This window comes from Marivita sp. GX14005 (assembly GCF_023370775.1).
Lineage (GTDB): Bacteria > Pseudomonadota > Alphaproteobacteria > Rhodobacterales > Rhodobacteraceae > Marivita.
The window spans coordinates 34,802-60,933 of sequence record NZ_JAMCCQ010000006.1; the positions used below are offsets into that span (position 1 = coordinate 34,802).

General features: G+C 60.8%; 26 protein-coding genes. 8 read left to right on the plus strand and 18 right to left on the minus strand.

What is annotated here, in order from left to right; genetic code table 11:
• The first annotated feature begins 746 nt into the window (after positions 1–746).
• The 6 genes from M3465_RS15960 (at position 747) to M3465_RS15985 (ending at position 9,014) form a co-directional block, all read left to right on the plus strand.
• Complete coding sequence (locus tag M3465_RS15960; RefSeq protein ID WP_093363072.1) at positions 747–1,676, plus strand: DUF2493 domain-containing protein; 930 nt, start codon at positions 747–749, stop codon at positions 1,674–1,676.
• A 155-nt stretch (positions 1,677–1,831) separates the two neighbouring features.
• A complete protein-coding gene (locus M3465_RS15965) occupies positions 1,832–2,824 on the plus strand; it encodes a nucleotidyltransferase family protein (RefSeq protein ID WP_249502754.1) in 993 nt (330 codons plus the stop codon).
• Between the two features lie 538 nt (positions 2,825–3,362).
• Positions 3,363–3,569 (plus strand): hypothetical protein, encoded by a 207-nt coding sequence (locus M3465_RS15970; protein WP_093363073.1) that lies wholly within the window; start codon positions 3,363–3,365, stop codon positions 3,567–3,569.
• A 519-nt stretch (positions 3,570–4,088) separates the two neighbouring features.
• Positions 4,089–4,682 (plus strand): transposase, encoded by a 594-nt coding sequence (locus tag M3465_RS15975; RefSeq protein WP_093363074.1) that lies wholly within the window; start codon positions 4,089–4,091, stop codon positions 4,680–4,682.
• Positions 4,669–7,002 (plus strand): relaxase/mobilization nuclease domain-containing protein, encoded by a 2,334-nt coding sequence (locus M3465_RS15980; RefSeq protein WP_249502755.1) that lies wholly within the window; start codon positions 4,669–4,671, stop codon positions 7,000–7,002. The genes M3465_RS15975 and M3465_RS15980 overlap by 14 nt, the downstream gene beginning before the upstream one ends.
• Positions 7,003–7,010: 8 nt before the next feature.
• Entirely contained in the window at positions 7,011–9,014 is a 2,004-nt protein-coding gene (locus M3465_RS15985) for a type IV secretory system conjugative DNA transfer family protein (RefSeq protein WP_249502756.1), read from the plus strand.
• 61 nt (positions 9,015–9,075) lie between these two features.
• Here the strand turns inward: M3465_RS15985 and M3465_RS15990 are convergent, their stop codons facing one another.
• From M3465_RS15990 to M3465_RS16075, 18 genes are all read right to left on the minus strand, one after another.
• On the minus strand, positions 9,076–9,792 hold the full coding sequence (locus tag M3465_RS15990; protein WP_131815006.1) for a hypothetical protein: 717 nt from the start codon (positions 9,790–9,792) through the stop codon (positions 9,076–9,078).
• A 23-nt stretch (positions 9,793–9,815) separates the two neighbouring features.
• Positions 9,816–12,134 (minus strand): anti-phage 6A-MBL system cap2_3 protein, encoded by a 2,319-nt coding sequence (gene cap2-3 / locus M3465_RS15995; protein WP_243614090.1) that lies wholly within the window; start codon positions 12,132–12,134, stop codon positions 9,816–9,818.
• A gap of 9 nt (positions 12,135–12,143) precedes the next feature.
• Complete coding sequence (gene mblB / locus M3465_RS16000) at positions 12,144–13,316, minus strand: anti-phage 6A-MBL system MBL-fold protein (protein WP_249502757.1); 1,173 nt, start codon at positions 13,314–13,316, stop codon at positions 12,144–12,146.
• Positions 13,317–13,538: 222 nt separating this feature from the next.
• Positions 13,539–14,618, minus strand: coding sequence for a TrbL/VirB6 family protein (locus tag M3465_RS16005; RefSeq protein ID WP_243614089.1), 1,080 nt, complete (start codon positions 14,616–14,618; stop codon positions 13,539–13,541).
• Positions 14,619–14,624: 6 nt separating this feature from the next.
• Positions 14,625–15,029 (minus strand): hypothetical protein, encoded by a 405-nt coding sequence (locus M3465_RS16010; RefSeq protein ID WP_082386782.1) that lies wholly within the window; start codon positions 15,027–15,029, stop codon positions 14,625–14,627.
• Positions 15,026–15,214: a hypothetical protein gene (locus M3465_RS16015; protein WP_054540613.1), complete on the minus strand. Its 189-nt coding sequence runs from the start codon at positions 15,212–15,214 to the stop codon at positions 15,026–15,028. Before M3465_RS16015 ends, M3465_RS16010 begins: the two co-directional genes overlap by 4 nt.
• Entirely contained in the window at positions 15,211–16,197 is a 987-nt protein-coding gene (locus tag M3465_RS16020; RefSeq protein ID WP_249502758.1) for an ATPase, T2SS/T4P/T4SS family, read from the minus strand. Before M3465_RS16020 ends, M3465_RS16015 begins: the two co-directional genes overlap by 4 nt.
• 4 nt (positions 16,198–16,201) lie before the next feature.
• On the minus strand, positions 16,202–17,581 hold the full coding sequence (locus M3465_RS16025; protein WP_249502759.1) for a TraB/TrbI/VirB10 family type IV secretion system protein: 1,380 nt from the start codon (positions 17,579–17,581) through the stop codon (positions 16,202–16,204).
• The gene (locus M3465_RS16030) at positions 17,578–18,246 is read right to left on the minus strand and encodes a TrbG/VirB9 family P-type conjugative transfer protein (RefSeq protein WP_249502782.1); all 669 of its coding nucleotides are present in this window, start codon (positions 18,244–18,246) and stop codon (positions 17,578–17,580) included. Before M3465_RS16030 ends, M3465_RS16025 begins: the two co-directional genes overlap by 4 nt.
• 28 nt (positions 18,247–18,274) lie before the next feature.
• Positions 18,275–18,928: a VirB8 family type IV secretion system protein gene (locus M3465_RS16035; protein WP_249502760.1), complete on the minus strand. Its 654-nt coding sequence runs from the start codon at positions 18,926–18,928 to the stop codon at positions 18,275–18,277.
• Positions 18,929–18,943: 15 nt separating this feature from the next.
• On the minus strand, positions 18,944–19,753 hold the full coding sequence (locus M3465_RS16040) for a type IV secretion system protein (RefSeq protein WP_040884167.1): 810 nt from the start codon (positions 19,751–19,753) through the stop codon (positions 18,944–18,946).
• On the minus strand, positions 19,753–20,907 hold the full coding sequence (locus tag M3465_RS16045; protein WP_173585991.1) for a lytic transglycosylase domain-containing protein: 1,155 nt from the start codon (positions 20,905–20,907) through the stop codon (positions 19,753–19,755). Before M3465_RS16045 ends, M3465_RS16040 begins: the two co-directional genes overlap by 1 nt.
• Positions 20,897–21,064, minus strand: coding sequence for a hypothetical protein (locus M3465_RS16050; protein WP_008327378.1), 168 nt, complete (start codon positions 21,062–21,064; stop codon positions 20,897–20,899). The genes M3465_RS16045 and M3465_RS16050 overlap by 11 nt, the downstream gene beginning before the upstream one ends.
• Positions 21,061–23,436 carry a VirB4 family type IV secretion/conjugal transfer ATPase gene (locus M3465_RS16055; protein ID WP_249502761.1) on the minus strand — a complete coding sequence of 792 codons (2,376 nt, stop codon included), beginning with the start codon at positions 23,434–23,436 and terminating at the stop codon, positions 21,061–21,063. The genes M3465_RS16050 and M3465_RS16055 overlap by 4 nt, the downstream gene beginning before the upstream one ends.
• Entirely contained in the window at positions 23,426–23,704 is a 279-nt protein-coding gene (locus M3465_RS16060) for a VirB3 family type IV secretion system protein (protein WP_008282962.1), read from the minus strand. The genes M3465_RS16055 and M3465_RS16060 overlap by 11 nt, the downstream gene beginning before the upstream one ends.
• Positions 23,697–23,990, minus strand: coding sequence for a TrbC/VirB2 family protein (locus M3465_RS16065; RefSeq protein WP_008282963.1), 294 nt, complete (start codon positions 23,988–23,990; stop codon positions 23,697–23,699). The genes M3465_RS16060 and M3465_RS16065 overlap by 8 nt, the downstream gene beginning before the upstream one ends.
• Positions 23,987–24,601: a lytic transglycosylase domain-containing protein gene (locus M3465_RS16070; protein WP_249502762.1), complete on the minus strand. Its 615-nt coding sequence runs from the start codon at positions 24,599–24,601 to the stop codon at positions 23,987–23,989. The genes M3465_RS16065 and M3465_RS16070 overlap by 4 nt, the downstream gene beginning before the upstream one ends.
• A 43-nt stretch (positions 24,602–24,644) precedes the next feature.
• Positions 24,645–24,998 (minus strand): hypothetical protein, encoded by a 354-nt coding sequence (locus M3465_RS16075; RefSeq protein WP_076535508.1) that lies wholly within the window; start codon positions 24,996–24,998, stop codon positions 24,645–24,647.
• 210 nt (positions 24,999–25,208) lie between these two features.
• Here M3465_RS16075 and M3465_RS16080 point away from each other — a divergent pair, with 210 nt between their 5' ends.
• Together M3465_RS16080 and M3465_RS16085 are read left to right on the plus strand one after the other, a co-directional pair.
• Positions 25,209–25,460: a hypothetical protein gene (locus tag M3465_RS16080; protein ID WP_349305047.1), complete on the plus strand. Its 252-nt coding sequence runs from the start codon at positions 25,209–25,211 to the stop codon at positions 25,458–25,460.
• Between the two features lie 124 nt (positions 25,461–25,584).
• On the plus strand, positions 25,585–25,842 hold the full coding sequence (locus M3465_RS16085) for a helix-turn-helix domain-containing protein (RefSeq protein ID WP_017470289.1): 258 nt from the start codon (positions 25,585–25,587) through the stop codon (positions 25,840–25,842).
• The last annotated feature ends 290 nt before the right edge of the window (positions 25,843–26,132 follow it).

Genomic DNA, 26,132 nt, shown 5'->3' on the forward strand with positions numbered 1-26,132 from the left:
GCCAATGCCTCGGCGGCTAGGTCTGATTCAGCGGATCCAAATCCTCGAGCGGGCGCCGCGTGAGAGGAGGTTGCCAGGTACTTGCGTTAAACAGACTCGCGCAGATCGCAACGAATGACCACAATTCGCCCATCACGTCGAATGCTTGGAAAAGTAATCCTTATAGTCGGCAGCGGCGTCGCCAGCACATCAACCTTGGGCTAAGCCTTGCGGCCTCCCCAGCTCGGCTTCGCGTGTCGCAGGGGAGAACGGCCCTTCGGTCCGTCGCGCATTCGGCCATGCGGCCTCACCGCGGTGTTGCGCCTGGCATCCCGGTTTGCCCGCCTCGCGAGCACGTCCCTCCCCGGCCGCTCCGCCGGTTTGCGCTCTGGTCTGTTTTGGCCCGAGGCCAAAACGATCCCGCCGCTCCATCCGTCTGCCGCGTCCGGTCGGGCCGTTTGCCTGCTCGTGTCGGGCAAACCTACCGTCAAAACACACACACATGAGTGCGGAAGCATATCCTCCGGATGGCCCCCAAATCAGCCCGCGTCAAGGATCGCAAAACTTTTCGGCGAGGACGGGGCCTGTGGCATGGGGCGGTCCCTTGCGTGAGCGCGCGCATGTGTCGGATGCCGCGCTCGGAAAACTTTTGCGCCCGGCAAGCCGGCGGCTGCGCCGTCCCTGACCCGGGCAGATTCGGAAACCAGGCATTCGGCCATGCCCCACACTCACGTGGTGGCCTTGGAACTGAATACTGGAGACCAGACATGGCTTACGACACAGCAAACACCTACGAGACCATCGAGCTTTTCGGACTGACCGAGAAGGACGCGCAGCTGCCGATCCCGGAAGATCACATCCTGACCGACCGCATCATCCGCGAGAGCTTCGAGGCTTTGCTCGGGCCGCTGCGCGCAACCGGGCTCGAGGCGGAAATCGAACCGCTGGCCCATGGGCTCGCCACGATCCTGCAGCGCCGCAAGGTGGCGCTTGGCAAGGAGGTCGACCGCACCGCCGACAAGATCGGCGCGCTGGCAAAATCCCACGACGGATCGGAGATCGCCGAGACCGCGCTCGAAGAGGCGCAGGCGCGCTTTGTGCAGCTGCGCGAGATTGTCAGCGCCATCGAGGTGATGAGCGAGGCAGCGGCGGAATGCTACGAGATCGAGACGGGCCACGCCTACATCCCGGCAGCCGGCTCGCGCGCAAGCGTCCGGGCGAAAGAGACCGGGGCGGTCTTCGAGGCACGGCAGCTCCTGGAGCAGCACGACCGCGAGACTGCCGAGAAGTCGAAAGTCGAGGGGGTGCCCCTGATCGTCTCAGGCGCCACCGACTGGACCGATGTCGATGTGATCTTCAACACGCTCGACAAGGTTTGCGAACGGATTAAGCAGAACCGCAACCAGGAGATCTTCCTCTGCCACAAGGGTGGCAAGTACGGGGCGGAGATGATTGCGGCTCGGTGGGCCCGGGCACGCGGCGTCGCACAGGCGCGCTTTGATCCTCGCTGGTCCGCGCATGGGCGGGCGGCACCGTTCAAGTGCAACGACGAAATGCTCGACGACAAGTTCGCGGCGACGGGGGTTGTCCTCTTCGGCGGCAACGGGGTCGCGCTGAACCTCGGGCAGAAGGCGGAAGCGAAAGGTCTGACGGTCATGCGGGTTGCGGACCCGGCGAAGAAAACTGCGGAGACGTGAGTTGCGAGGGTCGCCTTCGGGCGGCCCTTTCGTTGTTTCTCATGCGCGTGGCGGGGCCCAAATTGCTTTGCCTAGCATTTTCCTGTTTTGATAGGTATATGTGTGCCAAGCAAAACTTGGAAATGATTGGCATGACTCCACTCAGCAGCATCGCGATGAGCGCCTATACCGATCTGGTACGTCTTTTGAAGGACGACGCTTTGTCCGGTGTCGAAGGCAAGCCGACTCTCAAGGAGCGCGGCGACAAGGCCTATTGGTACGCAGCCCGGCGTGTCGGCACCGAGATGCGCTTCATCTATATCGGCGAGGACAGTGACGAGACGCGTGCACGTATCAACCGGATTGAGGAGCTGCGCTCGACCGCCAAGGATCGGCAGGCGGAACGGTCTCGGCTTGTCCGCCTCTTGCGCGCCGAAGGCATGACCCCCACCGACCGGGCAACCGGGTCCATCCTGTCGGCCATGGCCGCAGTAGGGACATTCCGGTTGGGTGGCACCATCGTCGGAACCAATGCATTTCGCCTCTATGAAGGCGAGCTTGGTATCCGTCTGCCAATTGGCGGTATGGCCAATACTGGCGACATCGACATCGCGCAGTTCGAGAAGCTCAGCGTTGCGTTGCAGGATCAGGTCGACCCGGGTCTTGCCGAGACGTTCTCGGCGCTCAAATTCGATCCTCTGCCATCTCTTGACCAAGGTCGGACATGGCGATGGGCCCAGGGTGGCAGCGGCCAGTTGGTCGAGTTTCTCACACCGGCGTTCGGAGATGAGACCCTCCGTGATCTGCCAGCCTTGGGCGTGAACGCCCAAGGACTGAACTATCTCAACTTCCTGATCGCTGAGCCGATCCACGCGGCGGCGATCTATAGATCCGGCGTTCTGGTGCAGGTGCCCCGCCCGGAGCGTTATGCAGTCCACAAACTGATCATTGCCGACCGGCGCCGCGATGGGGCAGGAAGCCTGAAATCCGCGAAGGACCGCGAGCAGGCGGCTTTCCTTATCGAAGCGATGGCCGAGGACCGGCCCGATGATCTGGCTCGGGCCTATGCCACCGCAATGGAGGTTGGGCCGCGCTGGCGGGAACACATCGGCAACTCGCTGAAGCGAATGCCTGATACCAGGGGGATGCTCGACAGCTTGGGCGCGTGATGGCCATAACGGGGTCGCCTTCGGGCGGTCCTTTCGTCATATCTCATGGCGCGTGCGATCGGTCACACTTATCTGCATCTCACGGCGTCCAGCACCGTCATCCCTCTACCCGGTCCGTCAGAGTTCGGCCCATCCGCATCGGTACGGGCTGGGGATGGTGCGCACATCGCACATCGTCAGCAGCGCAAGACCGAGGGGTCGAGACGTCGCACTTGAGGCTGCAGACCTGCACAACCCTCGGGTGGTGTTGCGGAACATAGCTCCCACGCGGGCGGGCTCCGTCAGCACCCCGGCCAGGCTCGACGGGACGCGGACGCGGATGGTGGCGGTTGCGTGATGGCAAGGGTCATCCGGGTCTCTCCTTTTTGCTCATAGATGTGGATCGCACGGGGTCGGCCCAATCGTGCCCTCAGCTTGCGCTTCGGCAAGCACAAATACGGCTTCCACGCCTTTGCCGCGGACCCTCCGCATTTGCGCTTGCGACCGGGCCTCTTGCCCCCGTGCCGGGTGATCCCCATCGCAACAAGGAGTAACCCAAATGACCAATCACTACGTCGCCACCGTCCCCGTCAATTTCACCGATACCGATGGCCAGGAGCGCACCCGTTTTCAGCGCGTGGGTGCGATGTTCCGCAACACCCGCAACGGGGACGGATCGGAGTTCTTCAGCCTCAAGCTCGACTTCCCGGTCGCGGTCTCGGAGCTGGTGATGTTCCCGCCGAGCGCGAAAGATCCCCAGGACTAAATCCTCTGACGAGGATGGGCCGCCCCAGGACGATCTTGGGGCGGCCCGATCCCTGTTCCAGGGATGCCGGTCCCTGCGCGTTCAACGGACGCACTCCGCCCGAAATGATCAGGCCGCGACAGACCGGCCAGTCAGCCTCAAGGGGGCCATCCACAAAAACCGGCAGGCCAGGGCCTCTCGGTTTTTGCGGCAGAGATTTGGCAAGCCAAATCTGGCCCTCCTTGACCCTGCCTGTCCGCCCTGTCGGTGGGGTTTGCGCCCGCACGCGGTTCCGTCCGAACACATGCGTGTTCGGCCAGACCCTCGGGCGGGGCTGGCGGACGGGACCCCTAGGACAGGTGGGTCGCCCGGTGGTGAAGGCGGCAGAGCCGCGGCCCTGCGGGCCGCGGCGTGAAGCGGACACCAAGGCTGCCTGAGACTGAAGGCGACGTAAGTATATAATTGACAGCTAGGTATATTATCGTAAGGTAGGGGCAGCCTTGGTGGAAGGTGGCAGGAAATAGGGGGTCTTTCTTCCGCATGTCCCGAACAAAACGCCTGACAGAGATCGAGAAGATGCAGATCGTCCGCGAGGCCGCGGAGGGTGTGTCGACGGCCGAGCTGGCCGAGCGTTTCGAGGTCACATCGCGGGCCGTGCGCTACGTCTTGAAAGCCGATGCCGAGCGCCAGACCGATGCTGCGATCCCGGTTTCCGCCGTCAGTGTGAAGGTGACGGCCGCGGAGCTTGAAGCCCTCGACGCGGTGTTGGCGAAGGTGGGGATCGAGAGCCGGGCCGAGGGGCTGCGGCGGCTCATTCAGGCGGCAGGCGGGGTGTTCGTTCCGGACGCGCAGATGGCGGCAGAGATGGCGCGCTACCGCGCTTCACTGCACGAGGTCGGCAATGGGGTCGCGCAGATCGCCAAGCAGATGACGCGGGCCAACCGGATGGGGAAGGGGGCCGCGGGGGGCACGCGTGCCGAGTTCACCGAATTGCGCCTTGCCCAGATGCGCGGGTTGGCGCGGTTCATCCTGGATTCTGCGGACGAGATCGATCTGCTTCTGCGCCGCCGTCGGGACGCGATACAACTGCAGGCCACGGCCGCGCTGAGGGAGTTTGCCCATGCGGCTGAATGATGCCGTCCACGCCGTCACGGGCGAGGTCTTCCGGGACGGCTGGAGCCGCGTCCGGGGCTCGATGCAAGGGCTGCACGTGGCCAAGCAGAGCCAGCTTGTGCGCGCGGCGGCCGGGCACCGTCCGGCGGTCTTCAAGGCGATCCGGGGCGGGGGTACGCATACCAAATCGCAGCTCTCAAACCAGCTCGATTACCTCACCACGAAGTCGACCCATATCGTGGACAGCAGTGGGTTTCTGGATGGCAAGACGAAGCTCGAGGCGGGTGACATCAAGGACCTGACCGAGCGCTTTGCCAAACGGTGGGATGCGGGCTTCAAGCCCAAGCTGGGCCAGACCACACACATGCTCATGTCCTTCCCCATCGGCACGCGCGGGGAGGATGTGCGCGACATCGCGACGGACGTGGCCGAGCGGTTCTTCCAGACCGATGAGGGGCATTTCGACTACATCATCGCGGTGCATGAGGACCGCGATCACCCGCATGCGCATCTGGTGCTGAACCGCCGCTCGCAGGAAGGCGAGTTCTTTTTTCTGGGGCGCAACCATCGCTTCAACTATGACGACTTCCGCCTCGCCATGGTCGAGGAGGCCGAGAAGTACGGTGTGCGCCTGGAAGCCACGCGGCGGGTGGATCGCGGGGTTGTGCATTACCCGGCCCGCACAAGCGAGGTCTACGCTGCGAAAGAAGAGGGCCGCGCGCCTGTTGAGCGGGAGCGTGTGGGGCAGGACCTGACGCGGACGCTGGCGGAGATCGCCAACACCAGAACTGTCTATCACTCGCTTGCCGCGGAGGCTTCGCGTGAAGCCCGCGAGGATATTGCCGCAGCCCTCTTCCGCGCGGGCGAAGTGCTGGCGCGCGGCGGGCAGGTGGACCGAACAGGAGATGTGTATATGGCCGAGGATCAAAGTTTCGAGGATCTGAGAAGCCTCTATGCCGAGAAGCTCGCGCGGGTGCAGGGCATGATCGCTGAGAAGTCTGACGCGGAACGTCCCGTGCTGGAAAAACGCCTCATCGAGATCCAGACGCAGGTCCAGCACATGCAGCCACTTGGTTTGCGATCATCCACGCTGTCAGAGGCCCCCTCGGAGGGCGGGATCTATTCCGAGGCGAACATCGACACCAGCCGGCTGGACCGTCTGGCCGAGCCGGACTTGCGGTCGCGCATAGACACCGCACTACGGGGCACCGGGATCAGCACATCGGAAGTGGTGGCCCGGATCGAGACCGGGGCCTCGAGCGCCGCGCTCGAGCATCAATGGATCGCCAATGATCTCTCCAAGGTGGCCGAGGCGCGCGATCTGAACCTTGAACGCCGCGCTGATCTGGAACAGGCGCGAGACAGTCTCAACGATGTGCATGTCGCGCTCGGCACGCTCTTGGAACGGGAAAACGTGCTGCGCCGGGATGGCGTCATGGAAACGGAAACGGACAGCGAGCGGTTCCATTATCATGAGGGCGCGGTCCGGGCGATGGAAGGGACAATCCGTCAGGAGATGCGCGCAGAGGGCCTGACCGCGCAGCAGATCGAGGACCGGGACCCAGAGGTTGTCTCGCGGGCGGAGCGCCGGATCGAGACGGAGCAGCGTGCCTATCTCGAGGCACATCCGGAGCTGCTCGCACGTCCTGGCGATGTGATCGACCGGTCTGAGCCCTACAGGGAGACCATCACCGATGCGGCCCGCGCCAGCGAAATCACCCGCGAGGTCGACCGGATCATGGAGGCACGCGACCTCCGCACGCCTGTTGCAGATGCGGTCGCGGATGACGTCTCGGAGCGCTATCCGGACATGCCGTCCCACCTCGCCCGCGGGCTTGGCGCGACCTATGCGGCCGTTGTGGAGATACGCGACACGGAGGCCATCAATCAGGTCCGCCGCGAAACCGAGTTGCGCGACGGGCTTGGGTTTGGCACGCGCGACGCACTCCTCGCAGCCCGCGGTGAAACTGCACCGCAGTTTGACCGGTCCGACCGCTTCGCAGACGAGATTGCGCGTGTCCTGGACCATGAGCGGGCGGGGGAGTTATCCGCGCCCTTCGAGACCGAGGCGGAGCGGGACGCCTTCCGTGGCGAGATCGCGCGGGTGCTGGACGTTCGCCAACTCGACCGGCTCACATCCGGCGATGCCGATGCGCTGGACAAGGTTCTCGAGGACCGCCTCGACCGGCTCTATGTCGCCAAGGTCTACCTGCAATCGGATGCAGCGACGGCCAACACGGAGGCCTTGCGCCAGGTGGTCGATGATCTTGCCGACACCGAATATGAAAAACACCGCGCGACAGACGTGGATGGCGAAACCGAGCGGGGTCAGGTCCATTGAGCGCCGCCATGGGAAAGGCGCGGATCGCCACGGGCGTCCTGTTGGTGACGCTGGTGACCGGGGCCATGGGCTATACCATCGCCTCGGCGGTACTGACCTACCAGGATCTAGGCTTCGGGGCCGAGATCGACTTTGCCTATATCGCGCAGAACTATCTGGCGATCCTCGATCGCCGCCCCGAGGATGCCCAGCTGATCCACCTGATCATCGGCAGCTTCGCCGCCGCCGGCATGATGCTGAGCCTCGCCCTCTCGGGGTCCGCTCTGACACGCTTTGGCCAGACCCATTGGCAGACTGCGCGCGAGATGAAGGCCAATGGGTTTTTCGGGGCGCCAGGGACCGGGTTCATCCTCGGCAAGCTGGGGACGCCGAGCTCCCGCGCCAACTACATTTGTTCGAAGGTTTTCCCGCATGCGCTGATCGTGGCGCCCACAGGCCGCGGCAAGACCACGGGCTTCGTCATTCCGAACCTGCTGACCTGGCAAGGCTCTGCCGTGACGCTCGATGTGAAGGGCGAGTGCTTTGAGGCCACGGCCCGGCATCGCGCAGCCCAAGGCGACAAGGTCTATCGCTTTTCCCCCACCGATTGGGAGGGCAAGCGCACGCACCGCTACAACCCGCTCCTGCGAATCTTCGAGTTGAAGGACCCTGCGCGGCAGCAGATGGAATTGCAGCTCCTGGCGACGCTCTTTCTGCAGAGCGATAACGACAGGGTGCAGGGACTTCTGAAAGGTGGGATCGATCTCTTCGTGGCGGCAGGCCTGCTGGCCTTCCAGCGCAAGCGCCCGACTCTCGGCGAAATCTACCGCATCGCCGCCTCGGGCGGGAACAAGCAGAAGGAGTACTTCGCGCGCGGCCATGAGGTGGATAACAGGGCCGCCAAGCTGATCTTCACCCGGCTCGCCTCGACCAACAATGATACGCTGACCTCCTACGTCTCGCTCCTGATGACCTCGGGGCTCGATCAATGGCAGAACCCGGCCATCGACGAAGCGACGTCCGTGTCGGACTTTGATTTCCGAACGATCCGCAAGAAACCCTTTTCGGTCTACCTCGTGGTCCAGCCGCTGATGGTGAAACCATTGGCACCACTGATCCGGCTCTTCTTTTCCGATCTCCTCTCCGCCATGCAGGAAAAGGATCCCGGGCCGGATGAGCCCTGGCCGGTGATGATCATGCTCGACGAGTTCAATCGCCTCGGCAAGATGCCCATCGTGGTCGAGAGCATCGAGACCTTGCGGACCTATCGTGGACATCTGGCCGTGGTCACGCAAACGATCCCCGCCCTCGATGAAATCTATGGCGAAAACACCCGCCGTGCGCTGCAGGGCAACGCGGGCGTGAAACTTTATCTCACGCCCTCGGATGAGAAGACCGTCGAAGAGCTCAGCAAGGCTGTCGGCAAGACCACGAAGACCGTCATCACGCGCTCGCAGTCCATTGGCAAAAACCCCTTCGAGGGCCGTAGCCAGTCCACCCGGACCGAAGAAAGCTCTCTCCTGCCCGAGGATGAGGCGCGCCGCCTACCGCTCGATGAAATCGTCATGGTGATCGATGCCCAGATGCCGGTCCGTGCAAAGCGGATCCAATATTTTGACGACCGGCTGTTCAAGGCGATCCATGCGGCACAGACGGGGGAGCTGCCGTTTCCGAAGCCGGGGGGAGGGGGATCGCAGGGCACGCTGCCGCTGAGTGTGCGCGCCATGCCGATGACGCCGCCGTCGGATGGGCCAGGGGGAACAGAAGCCGATGTGGAGAGGGCGAGCCAGGCTGGCGATGGTCAACCGTCAGGCCAAGCCGACGCCGCTCCAAAGAAGACCGCGCCTGTCGTTCAAGCCGTCATCGCCGAGGAACAGCGCCAGATGGAGATGGATTTTGGCAGCGGCGTCGCGGATTCTGAAGCAGCGAGCGTAGCTGATGAGGCGCAGATGCGCTCTGCAGTCGATGGCTTGGACGACATGGAAGCGATGCTGCAAGAGGGGGATGGCGGCGCAAAGCTGGTTGCTCGATAGGGTGGCGGGCGCGTTCAGGAAGTTTGCAGCCGCATATTTAGGTCTGTCGTGTCGCATTCGCTCAGTGTTCTAAGCACAGCGACAGAATTTTTTCGGCATAGACCTGAGACGCGTGTTCTACAGAGCTCTTCGTCACCAAAAATACCCACATCAAAAGCCCAATAATTGCGGCTCCGCAAAGCAGTGCCCCGAGAACGAACGCAGTCGACCCGCTCTCGAGATCATATAAGAAATATGCACTTCCAAGAGCCACCGTGGTGGTGATTGCAATGCCCAATGGTTTCAATCCGAGCAAATTGCGCGCGAACCCATACGCAATGTTCTCATTCAACAGAAGGCTTGCTTCTGATTGCGGGCGGGTGTGCTCAAGCAACCAACGTACTGCTAGCAAGCGGTCATCCTGAGCGTTCTTTGGGTCCTGGGTCTCATCAACTAAACTCGGCAAGATAATCTTGCTATGTTTCTCAATGTATGAGCGACACCTCGTCTTCATGGTCTTGGGTAAACGATCATCGGAAAGGGAAAGCAAAGACGCAGTATGCAGACGTCCAACTCGGCTGCCCATTTTGCGCTCAACATTTTGACCAAACTTACGCGCCAACCGCGTCAACGCGAACAGGACCCCGCAAGTGACGACAAATGCAGCTATGGTACCCAATTGGGTCCAAACAGCTGGAAACCAAACAAAGACAAAAAGGAGCGCGGGCAACAGCGTCAAAAGCGCCGGATTGAGACGGGCAGTCCTATCGTAGCGGTCCATACCGAACATCTTATCCATCTGCATGAACTCTTCGATGAAAATTAGGCATTTTCGTCTCCTCCGAGTTCGGAGGACAAGTCCACCGCCTCTGCGATAAGCTGACGGTACCCAGTTGGGGTTCTGATAATCATCAGAACGGGAAACAGCTGTCCAATTGCAAGCTTGGCCGCTGTACTGAAATCAGTTGTAGAGGGACCAGTGGACGCAAGGTGATTGTGCCACGTTCCTAGCGCGTAGAGAGTGTTTCCCGAAGACTTGGATAATTGTGCGAGCTGATCACTCAAACCTTCGGTACCCAGAACAAACTCCGTTTTAGAAAATCTGCTATCGGGCGGAGCTGGAATCGTATCTACGACTTGAAAGACGTTACCGATGGCCGAGAAGCGCCCGACCAAAACACCGCCGGTTTCAGATCCCGGCTTGCGCGCAATTTCAGCGTCAATTTCTATCGTAACCCGGCGGGCAAGCCGCGTTTCAAGCGCGCCCATCTTGGGTCCTTTTACGATGGTATAGGGTTCAACGTTATGGCTTTCCCAATTCTGGGAAAGACCATCGGCCTGCAGGTGCCCAATGTTGAATTGCCCACTTTCATCCACATACCTGCCGGAAAGCACGTCGCTTGTCAGCTTCGCGAGCGGAGCCGCCATCATAGAAAGCCGAGTGTCTGAGGCAATCATCGAGAAGCTCGAGCAACCTTGACCAATGATGATCTCGTCAGCGCTTTGGCCCATCACTTTAGATCGGAGTGCGTCGTCGCTCCGTAAATGGTGATAAAACTCGGTCATCAGGTCGCTGCTACTGGGGTTGGCGCTCTGGCCTGACACCGAGAAGAAACCAATGTCACTATCACCCATTAGGCTTGCTTCCATCACCCGTGGTGTCTTGCCCTTCGCCCAATCTGTATAGCTCAGGGTTTCCCGCAAAACCGCAGAGGCGGTAGTGTTCAATAGTGCTTTGGATTTTTCGAGCTTCAGCTTTCTGCGAAGCTCTTTGGTACGCAGCACAGTGTTGGCATCAATCCGATACCCATCCGTCTCCTGCGCAAGTTTGCTGACGTCATGCGCAAATTCCCCAGCCTTGGAAGAGTAGAACATCGAATCCAAATCAGCAGAATACGGCAAGCAGGAATGTCGCGCGTAGTTGTGCGGTTCCATGGTGTCGTTGTCTATGACCGATATCGGGGCACGGCCGGACCGCGCGAGATGCATCGCAATTTTCGAACCTAAGCTTCCACAACCTAGCATGGACCATGAAAGCCATTGCGAGCTGGGATCACCATGCGAGGTTCTTCTCAAGACATCGATCGAGATCGAATCTCTGTGGCCCGCCAAACGGACAATCGCACTTGATGTCGGCTTGAGATCATCCACAGATTGGAATTCGATCACATATGGGCAGATTTCAAGAGGTGAGGCTTGGCCAATGAGATTGAACGGTCGGCGGGCGATCAATATCACTGTGACTGGCAACGCCTTTTTGATGGTATAGCCGTCGAGCTTCGAACGCAGCCACTTCATCCTCTCTGCCAGCATCTTGCCGCAGCCGTAGAGTTCAGCGCGTTCGTATAACTCTGCAACGTTGCCTACTGTCTCTGGAAGATAGCGGTCACAGATGATTGGCTTTCCGTTTGGATGCTTGCCGGGCCAGACAATCAGTCCGAGGCTAAACCCCGTCCATTCGTTGTCACCTTTCGGGACCTGTCCAAGGGATTTCAGTGTCTTTTCATCAATTTTGACCTGCTCATCGCCCTTTAGACAGATTCGATAGTAGGGGTCGGACTGACCCATCTGCGCAAAAACCCACGTACGGTGCCAAGTCCCGCCGGACCTACGTTTAACTACACTCCGGATCTGCGAGGCATCTCCAACAATAAGGTCGTTCAAGTGGTCACGCCGAACAAATTCCCAACCATGTTTTGGATCATTCAGTTTCAGCATCGCTGCTCGATCGAGCCAGTCCAGAAGTTGCTGGAGAAGCGCAAGAATACCGCCCCCGGACTGAATTAGCTCACGTGGAGATCCGAAAACGAGGCACGGTTCGGGCGCTGCACCGGCCGCACTTGGCTGTAAGTGAGGATGGGACCGGTCAAAGTCGTCCCGTAAACTCGGGCGCGGTGCAAACAGAGGGAAGGAGACAGGAAACGATAGTTTGACGGGCTCGACACGTCGTACTCCCGACGGGCTTTCGCCTCGAAACCGAGATGGAAGTTCCGTTTTGATTTGTAGAGTCACATCCACCGGACAATCGTCATCAGCCCGCGACGCAATAGCTATGCCGATTACTTGAGGGTGCTTGTCCAGTGTGCGAATCGCACGGGCAATGGCTACGGGAACGGCTAGAAGATTATCGACGGTTACCATGCAGCTGACTCATGCCAAGTCTGACCCACAACCATGAGCATGTGCCTCGACTCCAAGAGCGGACGATGAAGAGATCGCGGCTGCCATTTTCAGGGAGGCGACTTTTGGACCATGTTCGGTGATTTCCATCTTTAGCGGCTTGTCACCTTTTTCGTCCTCTAAACACCGGAACTCCCCATTGATTTCCGCTTCGCTCAGAATGGCTTCATATTCTTCCTTTGCGCGGATACAGGGCGGATCGTTGTCGTCGTCTATAACACTCTTACTGCTCGCCAGGATTATTGCACCGCCGTTTGCTTGCGAAAGAGCTGATCGGGCATCTTCAGAAACTACCGCATCTTTTCCCTTTTTGGACCAGCTGTCGTGCGACAGTGACCGCCAGGAACAATGATGGGGCGCGATCAAGACATCATATGCAAGAACCTCGGGAGTTTCAGAATACTCTGCCCAAATTTTCTCCCAAATCGCCACTTCGGCGTCACCACCAAACAGGTACTGGGCGGCGTTTTCGGTATCATCTTTCGCAAGCGTAAACTGAGTGATGACACTAGAGTTGTTCTTGCTGAGCAACTCTTCTTCGTCTTCATCGTCCGTGACCGGCAGCGGAGCCAACAAGACCGCCTTGAAACTGTCATCTGCTACGCCGCAAATCTCGGAAAATGTCTCGCCCGTTTTGATCAGAATGTCGGCCAAATCATCCGTCTTGCCGTCCGCATCCTCGCTCAGGATCAAAATTCTGCTTCCGTCTTCGATATCTTTGTCCTGGCGGAACATTTCAACGCGCCGGCGCGCTTCTGTCGCCCAAGCCTTTGCGTCAGCGCAAAGCTTGTTGGTACTGCTGGCACGTCTAAAAACAATTGGGGAAGACCACATCTCGCAAATTACGATCTTGTCGTCTTCGGGCGACCAATCCTCAATTTTGCCGAGATGAAAATGGTTCTGCAGTCCAGAGCAGTGATCCATGTCCGGATGCGTCAGCAAGAATGCATCGATAAACAGACGTCCGTCGCTGTCACGGTCAAGCGCTTTGCGAAGCTGTGCTCCAACATCAGGCACATCCTCATCTTTGTCATCAGCAGAGGCACTAATATTTATGTCTACGAGAATATAACGGCCACTCTGTGTTTTGATTAGGCTCATGTCACCATTGGCGACTTTGAAATGCGAAGTTTCGACGCTCATCAGTACTGCTCCTTAGCTTGGAAAACCTGAGTGACGCGCCTCCCACCGAATCGAACAAGTTTACGCTTTGTTCTTAACATAGTTGATCGAGGATAGCCTTTCAACAACATGTTGTGTCCCGCAATAGGCATCGCCAAAATTCCATTAATGACTATGGTCTGCTTTAAAAACCTGCGCCGCTGCGTTGATGGGATGCGCAGATGTCCACTTCGTTTCGCGCCATCACCGCTTGCCAAGGCGTCCCAACCTTGAAAGCTGTGCCAGCATCCGGGCTCCTGCGCCGGTCCCGTCGCCGGGAGCAGCAGCGGTTGGCCCTCCCGCAGTATTGGGTCGGCTTGGCAACGCTTGCACACCAAAGAATTGTCGCGCCCGCAGAGCTGCGTATTCCGCGCCAGTCGCACCTCCGATGGCGTACCGGTTGTAGACTTGTTGGCTGCCTGCGAGTCCTCGGGCAAAGGCATAGCTTCCCCCGAATCCGGCCGAGAGTGCTGGCATCATGATGTTTCCAGAAATCGCCCGAACCAGGAATGGCGTTGCTATGATGAATCCCTTTGCCATCAGCACCATCATGAAGAACGGAATGAGCGCACCGATGTTGGAGGCGCCTTCCGGGTCGCCCAGCTTAGCAAGAAGCGCACGCGAGACACCCGTGATGGTCGCGAACACGCCGGCAACGACGATCGGGTATATCGCGAAGGAAATCAGTGCCGAAAGCCAGCGTGCGAAATAATCCTTGGTCACCTCGAACAGGGTCAAGAAGATCATCACTGGCGCAATGCCAATTAGCAGAGCGATCATGAGCCGGGACGCCACAACAATAAATGCCGCCAACCCGCCAAGAATCGAGAGCAGCAGAACCCCAAGTGTGTCAAGCAAGGCACCCGCCATCCAGTTCAGCTCAGATCCCGCAGCATTCAGATAATCCCCTAGCGCTGCAATCAGTTCGTCAAATTCCTCTGCAAAGGTACCGGACGGACCAGGTGATCCGCCGCCGACAGAAGCCACAAGGGCGCCGGCAATGCTGTCAATTCCGTTCAGTATTGCTGAGGCAAGCGCATTGAACTGGACCCAGTTGGCCGCGAAGACCCCTATAAGTCCGACCTTCACGGCCAGCCAAAAGGCAGTTCGGCCGTCCATGGCGCGATACTGGTAGATCATGTTGATGAAGACCAGAATGACAACTAGTGTTGTTCCCAGAACCAGCAACGTGCCGACCGTTGCGGCGACCGCGCCGAATTGCGTCTCGGCAGCGGTATTGAGATAGCCTTCAGCGGTTTCCACGAAATAGGTGACGACACTCATGGAGACCTACCAGTTTCCGGTGGCTTCGCAGATAGGCATGGCTTCGCGTCGAAGCTCATTTGCTTGGCGTCGGTATGCGGAAGTCGCTTCCACGATGTCCCAGTATTCAGATGCGGCGAAATGCTCGATGTATACGCGTTCGGCTGCTGCCCAAGATGGATACCGCGTGGGACAGTCGCAGTTTTGCGATTCTACGACGCGCTCCATGCTTTGAGCCCGATATATCTGTTGGATTAAAAGGCGCTTATAGGATTCGCGCACATTGATGTTCTGCATCCACTTCGGCTCAGGTGGCTGGTCTGGGCAAACATTTGGGTGGTTGTCGAGCGTCGGGATCAGGTTCCGCTCGGCTACGCCAGCAGTTGTGCCAAAGATCAAGAGCAGGCCAGCGACTGCGATAGCCCGTGTCATTCCGATGCCGCCTTCATTGTACCAGTCTCACGCTTCAAGAAAGTGGTGTAGCCGTAGTCGCCGGCTTCGGCGGTGATAACCTCCCACCCTTCCGCGCCGCGCTCATTCAAAGCACGTCGCACCTCGTCGTAGTCCTTTTGCTTCTTCACCGGAAAGGACAGGATATCGTATTCAAAGGTTTTCATTGGGAAGCTCCGATCTCATTGGTGCCGGGGAGGTAGAATTCGGTGATGCCGCGCCTGCCATCATGGCGACCGGCCTGGATGATTACGTCGATGGAGTTCTCGATGTACTGGATCATGTCGGCATAGGTCATCGGGATCTCGGTCTTGAGTGCGGCGATGGCCAGACGCTGCACGGCAAGTTGCGGGGTTTCTGCGTGCAGCGTGGTCATTGAGCCGCCATGGCCAGTGTTGATCGCCTCGAGGAAGGTCATGGCTTCCTTGCCGCGCACCTCGCCCAGGATGATCCGGTCGGGGCGCATGCGCAACGTTGCGGTGAGCAGCACATCGGCGGTCTGGAACTCCGCATCGCGATTGGCGATGAGGGTCACGGCATTGGGCTGGGTCGGCAGAAGCTCGGCGGCTTCCTCGATGGTGACGATGCGTTCCTCGGATGGCACGTGCGAGAGGATCTTGCGTGCAGCCACGGTCTTGCCGGTGGAGGTGCCGCCCGAGACGATCATGTTGAGTTTGTTCTCGACGCAGAAGGCCAGCGCATCGTCGATCACGCCCGCGGCCACCACTTCGCGCAGTTCGTGGGTTTTCTCGAGGCGGAGTTCTTCAAGCTTGCGTTCCTTGCCAAAAAGGAAATCAAGCGCAATCCCGTCAAGCGGCAGGCTTGAGAAGAACCGAAGGCTGATCGACATGGCCGAGAGCACGGCAGGCGGGGTGATGACCTGTGCGCGGATCGGGCGCCCCTTGTAGGTGATCGAGACCGAGACGATCGGGCGGTCCTTGCTCATCGTTGTGTTGGCGGAAGAGGCGATCTGGTTGCCGAGGTCCTTCACTTCTGTTGCGGTCAACGCCTGGTCCAGCCTCCGCATGAAGTGATCGCCCTGGAATTCGCCCCAGCAGGTGCCATCAGGGTTGATGCAGATCTCGATGACATCGTCGCGAGCGGCGGCGTCGATCCGGTCGAGCGAGGTTTCGAGATAGCTCAGCGACATGGGCTCAGAATATCTCCAGATCGCGGTCGACCATGACCGTGACGCGGGCGCCCTGGTCGACATAGATGACGGGGCCGATGGAGAGGTAATCGCCTATGACGCTGTCCGTGGCATCTGCCAGATCATCGCCAACGTCTTCGAGAGCGTCGGCGGCAGTCTCATCCTGGACTTCGGAGGCGGCAGCACTGGGTGCTGCTGAGATCAGCGAGATCAGGGCGGCCGACCCGAAACGCTCGGCGAAGCGTGTGTCCACGAAACCGGTGACGCCAGAACGGCCCAGTTCATCACCTCCGAAGGAGCTGATCTGGACGGTCTGGCCCGCGGGCAGGATGATCCGGTCCCAGGCGATGGTGACCCGGCGCTGCGCGATATCGACGCCAGCGCGGTAGCGCCCGATGAGACGGGATCCGCGGGGGATCAAGAGGCGCGCGCCATCGACGCTGTAGACATCCTCGGACACCACGGCACGGGTCTGGCCGGGCAGGGAGCTGTCAAGGGCAGTTTCCATGACGGCCTGGATCATGGTGCCCTGTAGAATCGTGTTGGAGGGATTGGCGATCACCTCGGCCTGCGTCACGGTAGAGGGCAGCGCCCCGTTCAGCACGAAATCCGTCACCTCGCCAAAAGTGCGTTCGGTCAGAGCCGTTTCATTCGCTCCGGAGGCACCGCCAAAAGCGATGGTCGGCGAGGCGATGCGCCGCTCCTGGAAGGCGCGTTCCTCCGCGGCGCGGCGTTCAAGTTCCGCGAGCCGTCTTGCTTCTTCCTCGCGCCGGAGCCGCTCTTCTTCCCGCGCGCGTAACTCGTCCTCGGTGGGCCCGATGGGTGCCGGAAGGGGCCGGTTGGCCTCAAGCTGCGCGAGCTCAAGGTCCATGCGGAGTTGCTCCAGTTCGCGGTCGCGCGCCGTGAGCTCATCGCGAAACTGCTGTTGCGCGGTTTCCGACGCGGCTTGTAGTGCCGCGATCTTAGCGGTCAGCGCGTCGATCGCCTCTGCGGCGGCGGTGTCTTCCTCGACGACCGGTTCAGGGGCGTTGCGCAACTCCTCGATCTGGGCCTGCAGGGCGGTGATCTGCGCCAGAAGCTCGGCATTGGGCTCAACGGGGTCTGGTCCGACGAACACAACCTCGGGCTCGGGCGGGGGCAAGGTCTCGATGGCGCCAAAGCCGTCCCCCTCGTTTTGGAAGACGTCTGGGGTGGCCGTCGGCAAGGCTTCCTCTTCGTCGGGCTGTGAGAGGAGATAAAGCAGGGCACCACCTGCGCCGATGACGAGGACCACGACCAGCGCGAGAAGGGGCGACCGGCGCTGCGCCGCTATGGGGGCGCGGGCACTGCCTTTATCCAGGGCGGCGAGGCGTTTTTCCAGCTCGGTGTTCCCGGTATCGCTCATGAGGCGGCCTCCGCGGGCGGGATCGCCTCGATGCAGACCACCTCTTCGCCAAGTCGCAGAACCCATTGGCGGTTTACGCCGCTGACGCGGATCACGCCGTCTTCAGGGGTTTGCGTGTTGACCGTGCGCTCGCGGCCGCCCGCGTAGCGGAAGATCGCTGGCACAGGTGCGTTCCGCGGAAACGCGAAATACGTGAACGTCCCGTCATCCCAGATGCGCGTTGGCGTGAACTCGGTCCGCGCGCTGGCACCGTAGTTGTAGTTCGGCGCTTGGGCCGCGATGGCCCGGGTCGGGCGCGCAGCGTCGTCCGGATAGCGGAACTGCACCACGTAGAAGGTTGGGCTGCGGACCTCCTGGACGTTGAAGTAGTAGCTCCGGCGGTTCGTATAGACTGTCACATTGGTATGCACCCCGCGCGCCACAGGCTTGATCGCGAAGGCCTGACCGCCCGGGACGCCGTCGATCTCGAAGCCCTCGGTGTCGCCCGCGATGATTGAGCGGATGCTTTCGCCCTCGCCGAACTCGATGGTGGTCACATGGGTGAGCGACACGCTGAGACGGTAGACCTGACCCTCCTGGTAGGTGGCCAAGCGCACGCGGCTGTCATTTGGGCCACCGCGCGGGATGGCTTCGGCAAAGGCAAGGCTGGGCAGCAAGACAAACATGGCAGCAACAAAGACCCTATTGATCAAACTAATTCTCCAATCTGTCGGAGCGGATGGAATATTCGAGGACGGTGAAGCCGAAGGGATTGGTCCAGACCTCATCGATGGAGCGACGGGTTTCGGGGCGGAACTCGAAGAGAAGCGTGGCGGTGAAGAGCCCGGTCTGGGTGCCGTTGATGGAGGTCAGCCGCTTGCGCAAGCGCACAGTGGCGCGGTTGGATCCGATCCGGTTGATGCTGAGGATTTCCACGTCGAGCCTGGCGTTGGGGCCATAGACGGTCGGCGGGTAGTTCTCGTTGGCGCTGTTCCAGATCTGGCGCAGCCTGCTCTCGGCGGCCCCGTCCGAGCGGCGCAGGACGCTGCGGATGCGCAGATCGTTATCGAGCTGATTGTAGATCTCCCGGTCGGTCACATAGCGGAAGACCTCCGCCTCGATGATCGCCTGGTTGGCTGTGACAGACGTCGCGCCCACCGAAGCCTCGGGCAGGGCAAAGCCGGTGGCGGGATCATAGGGCACGACCACAGGCGGCGGATCGACATCGAGGATCGCGACAGCCGCCGCGCTCAGGCATCCGAGAATGCCGAAGATGAGCCCGATGAGCCCAAGGCGCTGCCAGAGGCGTTCACGGCGCAGAGCACCATAGACCAGCTCTTCTTCGATGATTTCCTGTTCACTCGCCACGCGTCATGCCTCAAATCAGTCTGCGCGCAGGTCCGGCAGCGTAAAGTCCATGAAGCGCTGCTCTTCGGCGATGGTGGCGGCATCGATCACGCCGCCTGTGCCATCGCCCACGGTCTGCACCGCTTCGAGCTGCCACATGGCGACCAGCGCGATGGCCAGTTCCGCCGTGACGCGGGTGTTGAGATCGACGCTTTCCTTCAGCTCATCCATGTCGTCGATGAGCCCGACAAGGCGGTCCACCCGCTCGAGCGATTGGCCGGCATCCTCATAGCTGTTCTGGGCGGCGGCCGAGACAAGGGCACCGGTGGTGGCCTGCGTCGCCACGCGGTTGGCCCCGGGATTGCCGCTGGTGGCCATTTCCGAGAGGGTGTCATCGTCAAATCCGAGATCGGCCAGCACCCGGTCCATCTGTGTTTCGATCTCGCCTGCGCCAGAACCGGACAGGCCGGAGAAATCCCCAGTCTTGATCGCCTCAATCGTGGCGAGGATGTCGCCGAACTCCTGGTCGAGCAGACCATTCAACTCGTCTTCCATTTCCGTCCGGATGATCTCCGGCAGTTCGGCGAGGCGGGTGAGGGCCTCGTAGGTTCTTTGCAGCTCCGCGAGTTGGTCCGTGAGAAGGCCGAGCTGTTCGCGGAGCTGCGTCAGCTGCTCGTTTTGCAAGATCTCGTCCTCGATCATCTGCCGCAGCTGCTGGATGTTTTGCGCGATGTTCTGGGTATCGACGACGGGCACGCCTTGCGCGAGGACGGGGGATAGGGCGCCAAGATGCAGACCAACCCCAAGTGTCGTGGCCAAAGCTGTCCTCAAGAGCAGATGTCCCATCATTCAATCTCCCTGATCGTAAAATCCATGAACGCGCCTTCGGCCATGCGGGCGCTGGCCTGGGCCAGCTCTTCGGCGGAGAGCACGCGGGTGCGGGCGGCCTGAAGCCGGATGCGGGCGGCCACGAGACGCACGAGTTCGGCGCGGGCATAAGTGTTGAGCGCAACGCTCTCCTGCACATCCTCGGTCTCGGAAATCCGTTCGACGATATCCGCAATACGTAGGGCGGCTTGCCTGATCGCGGCGGGTGAGTTGTTGCCATAGAAGGCCGCGCCGTGCCCAGTGAGCGAGAGGTTGGCATTGGCCAGAAGCGCGGGGTCGATCGTGCCAAGCGCTTCGATCCCGCCGATACGGGTCAAATAGAGGTTATAGCGTTCGGGGATCACCTGGACGTAGTGCTGGGTCTCGCGAAAGGGTGGCACGCCGCCATACTCGAAAACCCGGCCGGGTCCCGCGTTATAGGCCGCGAGCGCATTGATGATATTGCCGTCGAAGGTGTTGAGCTGTGTCGCGAGATAGCGTGCACCGCCATGCACCTGCAGGTAGGGGCTGTCATAGTATTCCGGATTGATGCCCAGATCGCTGGCGGTACCGGGCATGATCTGGGTGAGGCCAAAGGCGCCGACGGGAGAGCGTGCACCGATGGTGAAACGGCTTTCCTGCCAGATCAGCGCCTGTAGGAGTGCGCGCCATTGGACCGGGGAGAGGCCCGCGCGGCCAACGCCGGCAAAGCCGCTGGTCTCCTGAGCCACGCGGATAATGAGCTGCTCGATGTTTTCCGCCGCATCCCCGAACATCTGCGCACCGCCGGGATTGGGGTCGATGTCGGCATTGCCATAGACCGCCTCGACTGACCGGGCCGGATCCCCGCTGCCGCTTTCCAGCCCCGAGACCATAGCCGGCAAGCCCTGACCGCCGAAGCTGGTCTGGGCATCGAGGATGCGTTGCAGGGTTTCCAGCTGCTCCCGTTCGATCTCGGCAATGAGTTCGCGCACGGCAAGCTTGTCGGCCTGAACGGCCAAGTCAGCCTCGCGATCGCCAGTCTCGACGATGTCACGCGCGGTCAGCCCACTGTCATTGGTCGGCACGCCTTGAGACAAAGCGAGACCGGGCAGCAGGCAAAGGGCCAGGATATGAGGCAGGCTAGACTTCAATGTCGCCCTCCGGTGCGCCAAGGGGCGTGAAGGTGCAATCAGGCGAGATGGCTGTCGTGGAGGCGAGGAAGGTGAAGCAATTGGCCTGCGGTTCCTGGTACTGGGCACAGGAGGCCAACGCACCGAGCGCGGCAACGAACATCAAAATACGGGTCATGAAAGCCTCCAGAAATCAGGGCGGTCGCGGTAATCGGCGCCGACAAGCGCTTCGCCCTTTTCCATGCCGCCAAGGATGGTGAGATTGGGTCCAAGCGCGCTCAGATCGGCATCGACGACGATCGAGCCCTGATCGTCGCGGATCAGCGCCAAGCGGCTGTTGCTGCCCGTGTTGAGAAGGACATCGAGCTCCTTCTCCGTGAGGTTCAGCATGGCGTAGTCCGCTGGCTGCGCGCGGATATTGGGGAGCAGGATCTGCGTCGGCACCGCCTCGATGATGGTCTTGCCGGTCCGGGTGCGCTCGAGCTGGCTTGCGTATTGCGTCATCATCACCGCGACCGTGTTCTGTTTGCGCGCTGTCACCAGCCAGTTCGACAGCCGCTCGGCGAAATACGCGTTATCGAGGGCCTTCCAGGCCTCGTCGATCACGATGATGGTGGGGCGGCGGTCCTCGATTTCGCGCTCGACCCGGCGGAAGAGATAGGACAGGACCGCCATCCGTTCCTTGTCGGCCTCGCTGTCGAGAATGCCGGTCAGATCGAAGCCCACCACATCGCCCTTGAGCGAGAACGTGTCCTCGAGGCTCTGCCCGAAGATCCAGCCATAGCGGCCGTCCTCGGTCCATTCGAGCAGGCGCTGGTGCAGATCGCCGCCATCGTCGGTGGACACAAAAAGCGATGCGAAATCCCGCCAGTTCCGCAGGGCCGGGTTTGTGGCCTGCGCGTTCTGGCGCACGACTTCCTGGATGCGATTGGTCTGGGCAGGAGTGAGCGGCTTGTCGGCGCGGTAGAGCAGGGTGGCAAGCCAGTCCGAGAGCCAGGCGGTGCCGCGCGCATCGGTCTCGGTCCAGAGCGGGTTGAGGCCCGTGGGCTGACCGGCGTTCAGGGACGCGTAGCGCCCGCCATTGGCGCGGACCGCCATCTCCATACCAAGACGGTAATCGAAGACGAAGATCCGCGCGCCTGCGCGACGGGCTTGCGTCATCAGAAAGGCGGACAGCACCGATTTGCCCGACCCGGGCCGACCCATGATCAGGGTATGCCCGCTGGTCGGTTCTTTGTCCGGGCTGCCCTGCTCGTGGTAGGAAAACCGGTAGGCGCTCTGCTCCGGCGTGGGCAAATAAGTGACGACCCGGCCCCAAGGGGTAAGTGCTGCGGGTTTGCCGAGCTGCGTCCGGTGGAAGGCCGCAAAATCCGCGAAGTTGCGATTGGTGACGGCGCTCGCGCGGACACGCTTGGGCTGGTTGCCGGGGTGCTGGCTGAGGTAATGGGCCTTTGCGGCGACCCGCTCGCCGATCATTTTCACGCCCTCGGTCGCGGCGGCATTCACGATCTCGGCGCTGAGCGTCTGCAGCTCTTCGAGCGTTTCGCAGAAGATCGTCACGACCATGTGGTGCTCACCGAAGCTCTGCCGCTTGGCCTCCAGATCATCGGCGGCGATGTCGAGCGCTTCCATAAGCGATAGGGCGGCGTCCTGGCTCGCCTGCATCTGGCGCTTTTGCCGCTTGATGCGGCCCGCCATGAGGTTCGAATTGATCGGCGTGAAGGAGTGCGTCACGATCATGTCGACTGGCAGGTTCAGCATGTCGAACATGGTGCAGGAGGTGCCTTCCGAGTATTCTCCGATGGTGAAGCTCTTGCCGTAGCGGTGGCCCACGACGCCCTCGGAGAGCTCGAAATGGTCGCCGTGAAACGTCACGCGGGTATTGGCGACGTTGAAGGACAGAAAGCCGTAGGTGTTGGCCGGGTAGAGCGGCAGCTCGGTGCCCGTGTTCAGCGCGCCCAAAAATCCCACCAACTCTCCCGATCCTGCTGACAGCAGGCGCGGCTTGAGCTCGGTAAGCCCCGAGAGGAAGACGTTCACGGCCTCACCGAGGCGCTGCAGGCGTTTGCGGGTCTCCTCCTTCAGTCGGTCCGGCGCGCTGCGGCTCAGGAACGGCAGGAGGCTTTTCGGGGGCGGACGGTGAATGACGGTGAGCGTCAGCGTCTTGTCGCGCAGCCCGCTGGTCTCGAGTTTTGCGCGCCAGCGCCGGTCCACCTCGCCTGCGAAGCTGTCCTCACGGATCGGGTCGAGATCAGGTTTGATGGCCTTGGAGACCTTGTGGACGTAATAGCTGAATTCCGGCCCGAGCTGCGCGACGATGCGGGCAAAAAGCGCCGTCACCTTGTCGAGATAGGCATCGTCGGTCGTGTAGCTGTTGATCCCCTCGAGCCGAATGCAGCGGAAGAGTTCGTTCACCCGGGTCCGCACGGTCTGGTCGTCGACGAGGCTTACATAGGGCAGCATATGCGCGAGGCGGGTCTCGCGCCCATACCAGTCTGGCGTCATTGTGCGGGCATCGAGCGCAGCACCACGGGCGTCATCACGGGGCATAGCTGTCCCCGCCATGGATGGACCTGTTGCGCGTGGGCGGTGTCTCCTGCAGGGCCGTCATCATCACGTCGATGAAACGCGGGTCCCAATCTGCGGCCTTCCACAGCACCGGATAGAGCAGGGCGGCGAAACCCAGCACCGCGATGTGCTGGACCCAGACGAACAAGAGCACAGAGCCGAAGAGCCAGACCATCGCGTACATGATGGGCAGGCCCAGAAGCTTCGGCGGGCGCACGAGGCCCAGAAAGAGGGGCGAGCGTTCAGCCACCGGCGAAGACCGCGGCAACAATGGTGGGAGCGGCGGCAACACCAGCGATGCCCACGAGGACCCAAAGCGCTTGGCGCAGGTCGATGATGTTGAAGAACCAGCTCAAGAAAACGCCGAGGACCGCGAGTGTGGCGATGACCACACCAAGAGGGCCGGTCAGCGCATCGACAATGCCCTGCAACAAGCTCTGGATCGGGGAGAGATCGATGCTCTGTGCAAGGGCGGGCTCGGCAATGAACAGGAATAGCGCCAGCGAGGCGACAAAGAGGTTTGAAATCTGTTTCACGAATTTGATCCTTCCAATCGGGCCACGACGGCCATGACACGGGCCACGTGGTTCTGGGTTTCTCGGTAAGGGGGAATGCCACCGTGTTGGCGCACGGCGTCGGGACCGGCGTTGTAGGCCGCCAGCGCCAGATGCGGATCGCCGAAGCGCTCCAGCATCATCGCGAGGTAGCGGGCAGAGCCGTCGAGGTTCTGCAGCGGATCACGCGGGTCGACGCCCAGATCACGCGCCGTCGCAGGCATCAATTGACCAAGGCCAATAGCACCTGCACTTGAAATCGCATCCTGCCAGTAGGCGCTCTCAACCTCGATATTGGCCCGATAGAGAGCCAGCCAATCCGTCACGGAAAGCCCCGCGCGACGCAGGCCGGGATGGCCGGCATAGCGCAAGGCCGTGGTCTGAATCCCGGAGAGGACATCGGCGCGGGGCAGGGGAGTCGGGCGGGCAAGGGCCGCGACTTGGACGCCCTCTTGCTCGGCCTCTACCTCGCCGAAGATCGCGATCCCATCGGAGGCCGAACCCTGACCAATCCCGTCATTGTAGTTTCGAGCAAAGCTGCTTTGGGAGCGTGACGGGATCAGGGAGCCGTCGCTCTCCATGACCAGGACCATTTGAGCTGAGGCAGGTGCTGCGACCAGCCAGAGACAGACGAGGTTAGCTGCCAGCGTCCTTGTCTGATGGGGCGAGCTTGTGGCTCCGGCTTGTCCCCGCTTCAAGCGGCAGGTCGACATGCGCAAAGCCAAGGCCAATGAAGAATGACACCACGCCGGAGATCGTCTTGAACTCGCGGATCTTGATATCGTTGTAGGTCGTCCGCGTGCGGGCGGTGACGAGGAGCTTTTCCACGCCCTCGTCAGAGACAACGCGCATGATCCAGACCCCGTAATAGCTGGGGCCTTTCTTATGAGCCGACTCCTGGCACAGGATTTCTGCGCTATAGCCGCTTTCCACGAGTTCGCGGAACCTGGCTTCCGTAACCACATTTGGTGCTTCGATGTCCCAGTTCATGGCCCGGCTCACGCTTTCTCCAATGGCGCGACCCCAGGCATTCCTACTTGAAGCCCAGAGTTACGATAGTATATTATCAACCGCAAGATGTAATATCGTGCTTTAGCTGTAGTTTGGTTACGCAAACACTAGTCACGGCCAGTGTCCGCGATCAAGGAGATAACAGGTTTGAGAAACCCAAGGTTGACATGCCTGCTCCCATTGCAAGCTATGGCCCTTCTGATCTGCGTTCCTGGGCCGGTTTTGGCGGAATCCTGCTTCGCCCCGGCCCGTCCTTTCCTGCCAAGCGATTCGCAGGCCGCGCGGGACTATGCGGATATCATCCGCGGCGACTTCGAAGATTACATTCAGGATATCCAGAGCTACTTCCGTTGCCTCGACGGTGAACGGGCCCGCGCCTTCGAGGAAGCGCGCGAAGTCAGCGAGGAATATGGCCGGTTCCTGCAATTGGTAGGGGATTGATGGGCAACCTCGGGAGCATCAGACTTGCAGCCCATGGAAACCAGACGCCGATAACACCCTCATATATCTACTTTTTAGATAACAGATTTCATCCGCTAGCGACGTCACAAAAGGTATGTGACGCGTGGCAAAGACAATCAGAAGCAAGGGACAAGTGGCACTCTGTCAGGCGTTGGTCGACGCCCGTGTCAAAGCGGGCCTTGGTCAGAAAGACCTGGCAGACAGGCTCAGATGCCACCAGTCCCTTATTGCCCGCCTTGAGAGCGGCCAGCGCCGGGTCGACGTTGTCGAGCTGGTCGTCTTGGCGCGCGCCATCGGCTTTGACCCGTTCGAGGTTCTGGCGATCGTTGAAGCCGCCACGGAGCCCGACCACAGGATTTGAAGCCAATGAATTGTTGAGAACACGGGAACCCACTTTCCCGGTCTGATGATCATTTCCTCATCGAGGACCAGGTAGCCAACATCAAAAAAGCCCGGCGCGCGGTCGTAGTGAACGCTCTGCAATCCCACGCCGCAATTCGCAGCGCCACAGTGCAGGAAGTCAGTAAACAGTGAACGATGATAGGGGTGAGGGCGTCGCGATCGCCAATCTGATCGGGACCGATGGGTGCAGTGTTGTTGGTTGGGTTTATCGCTGGAGTACAGGCTCACATGCGGTGATGTGGGACGTCC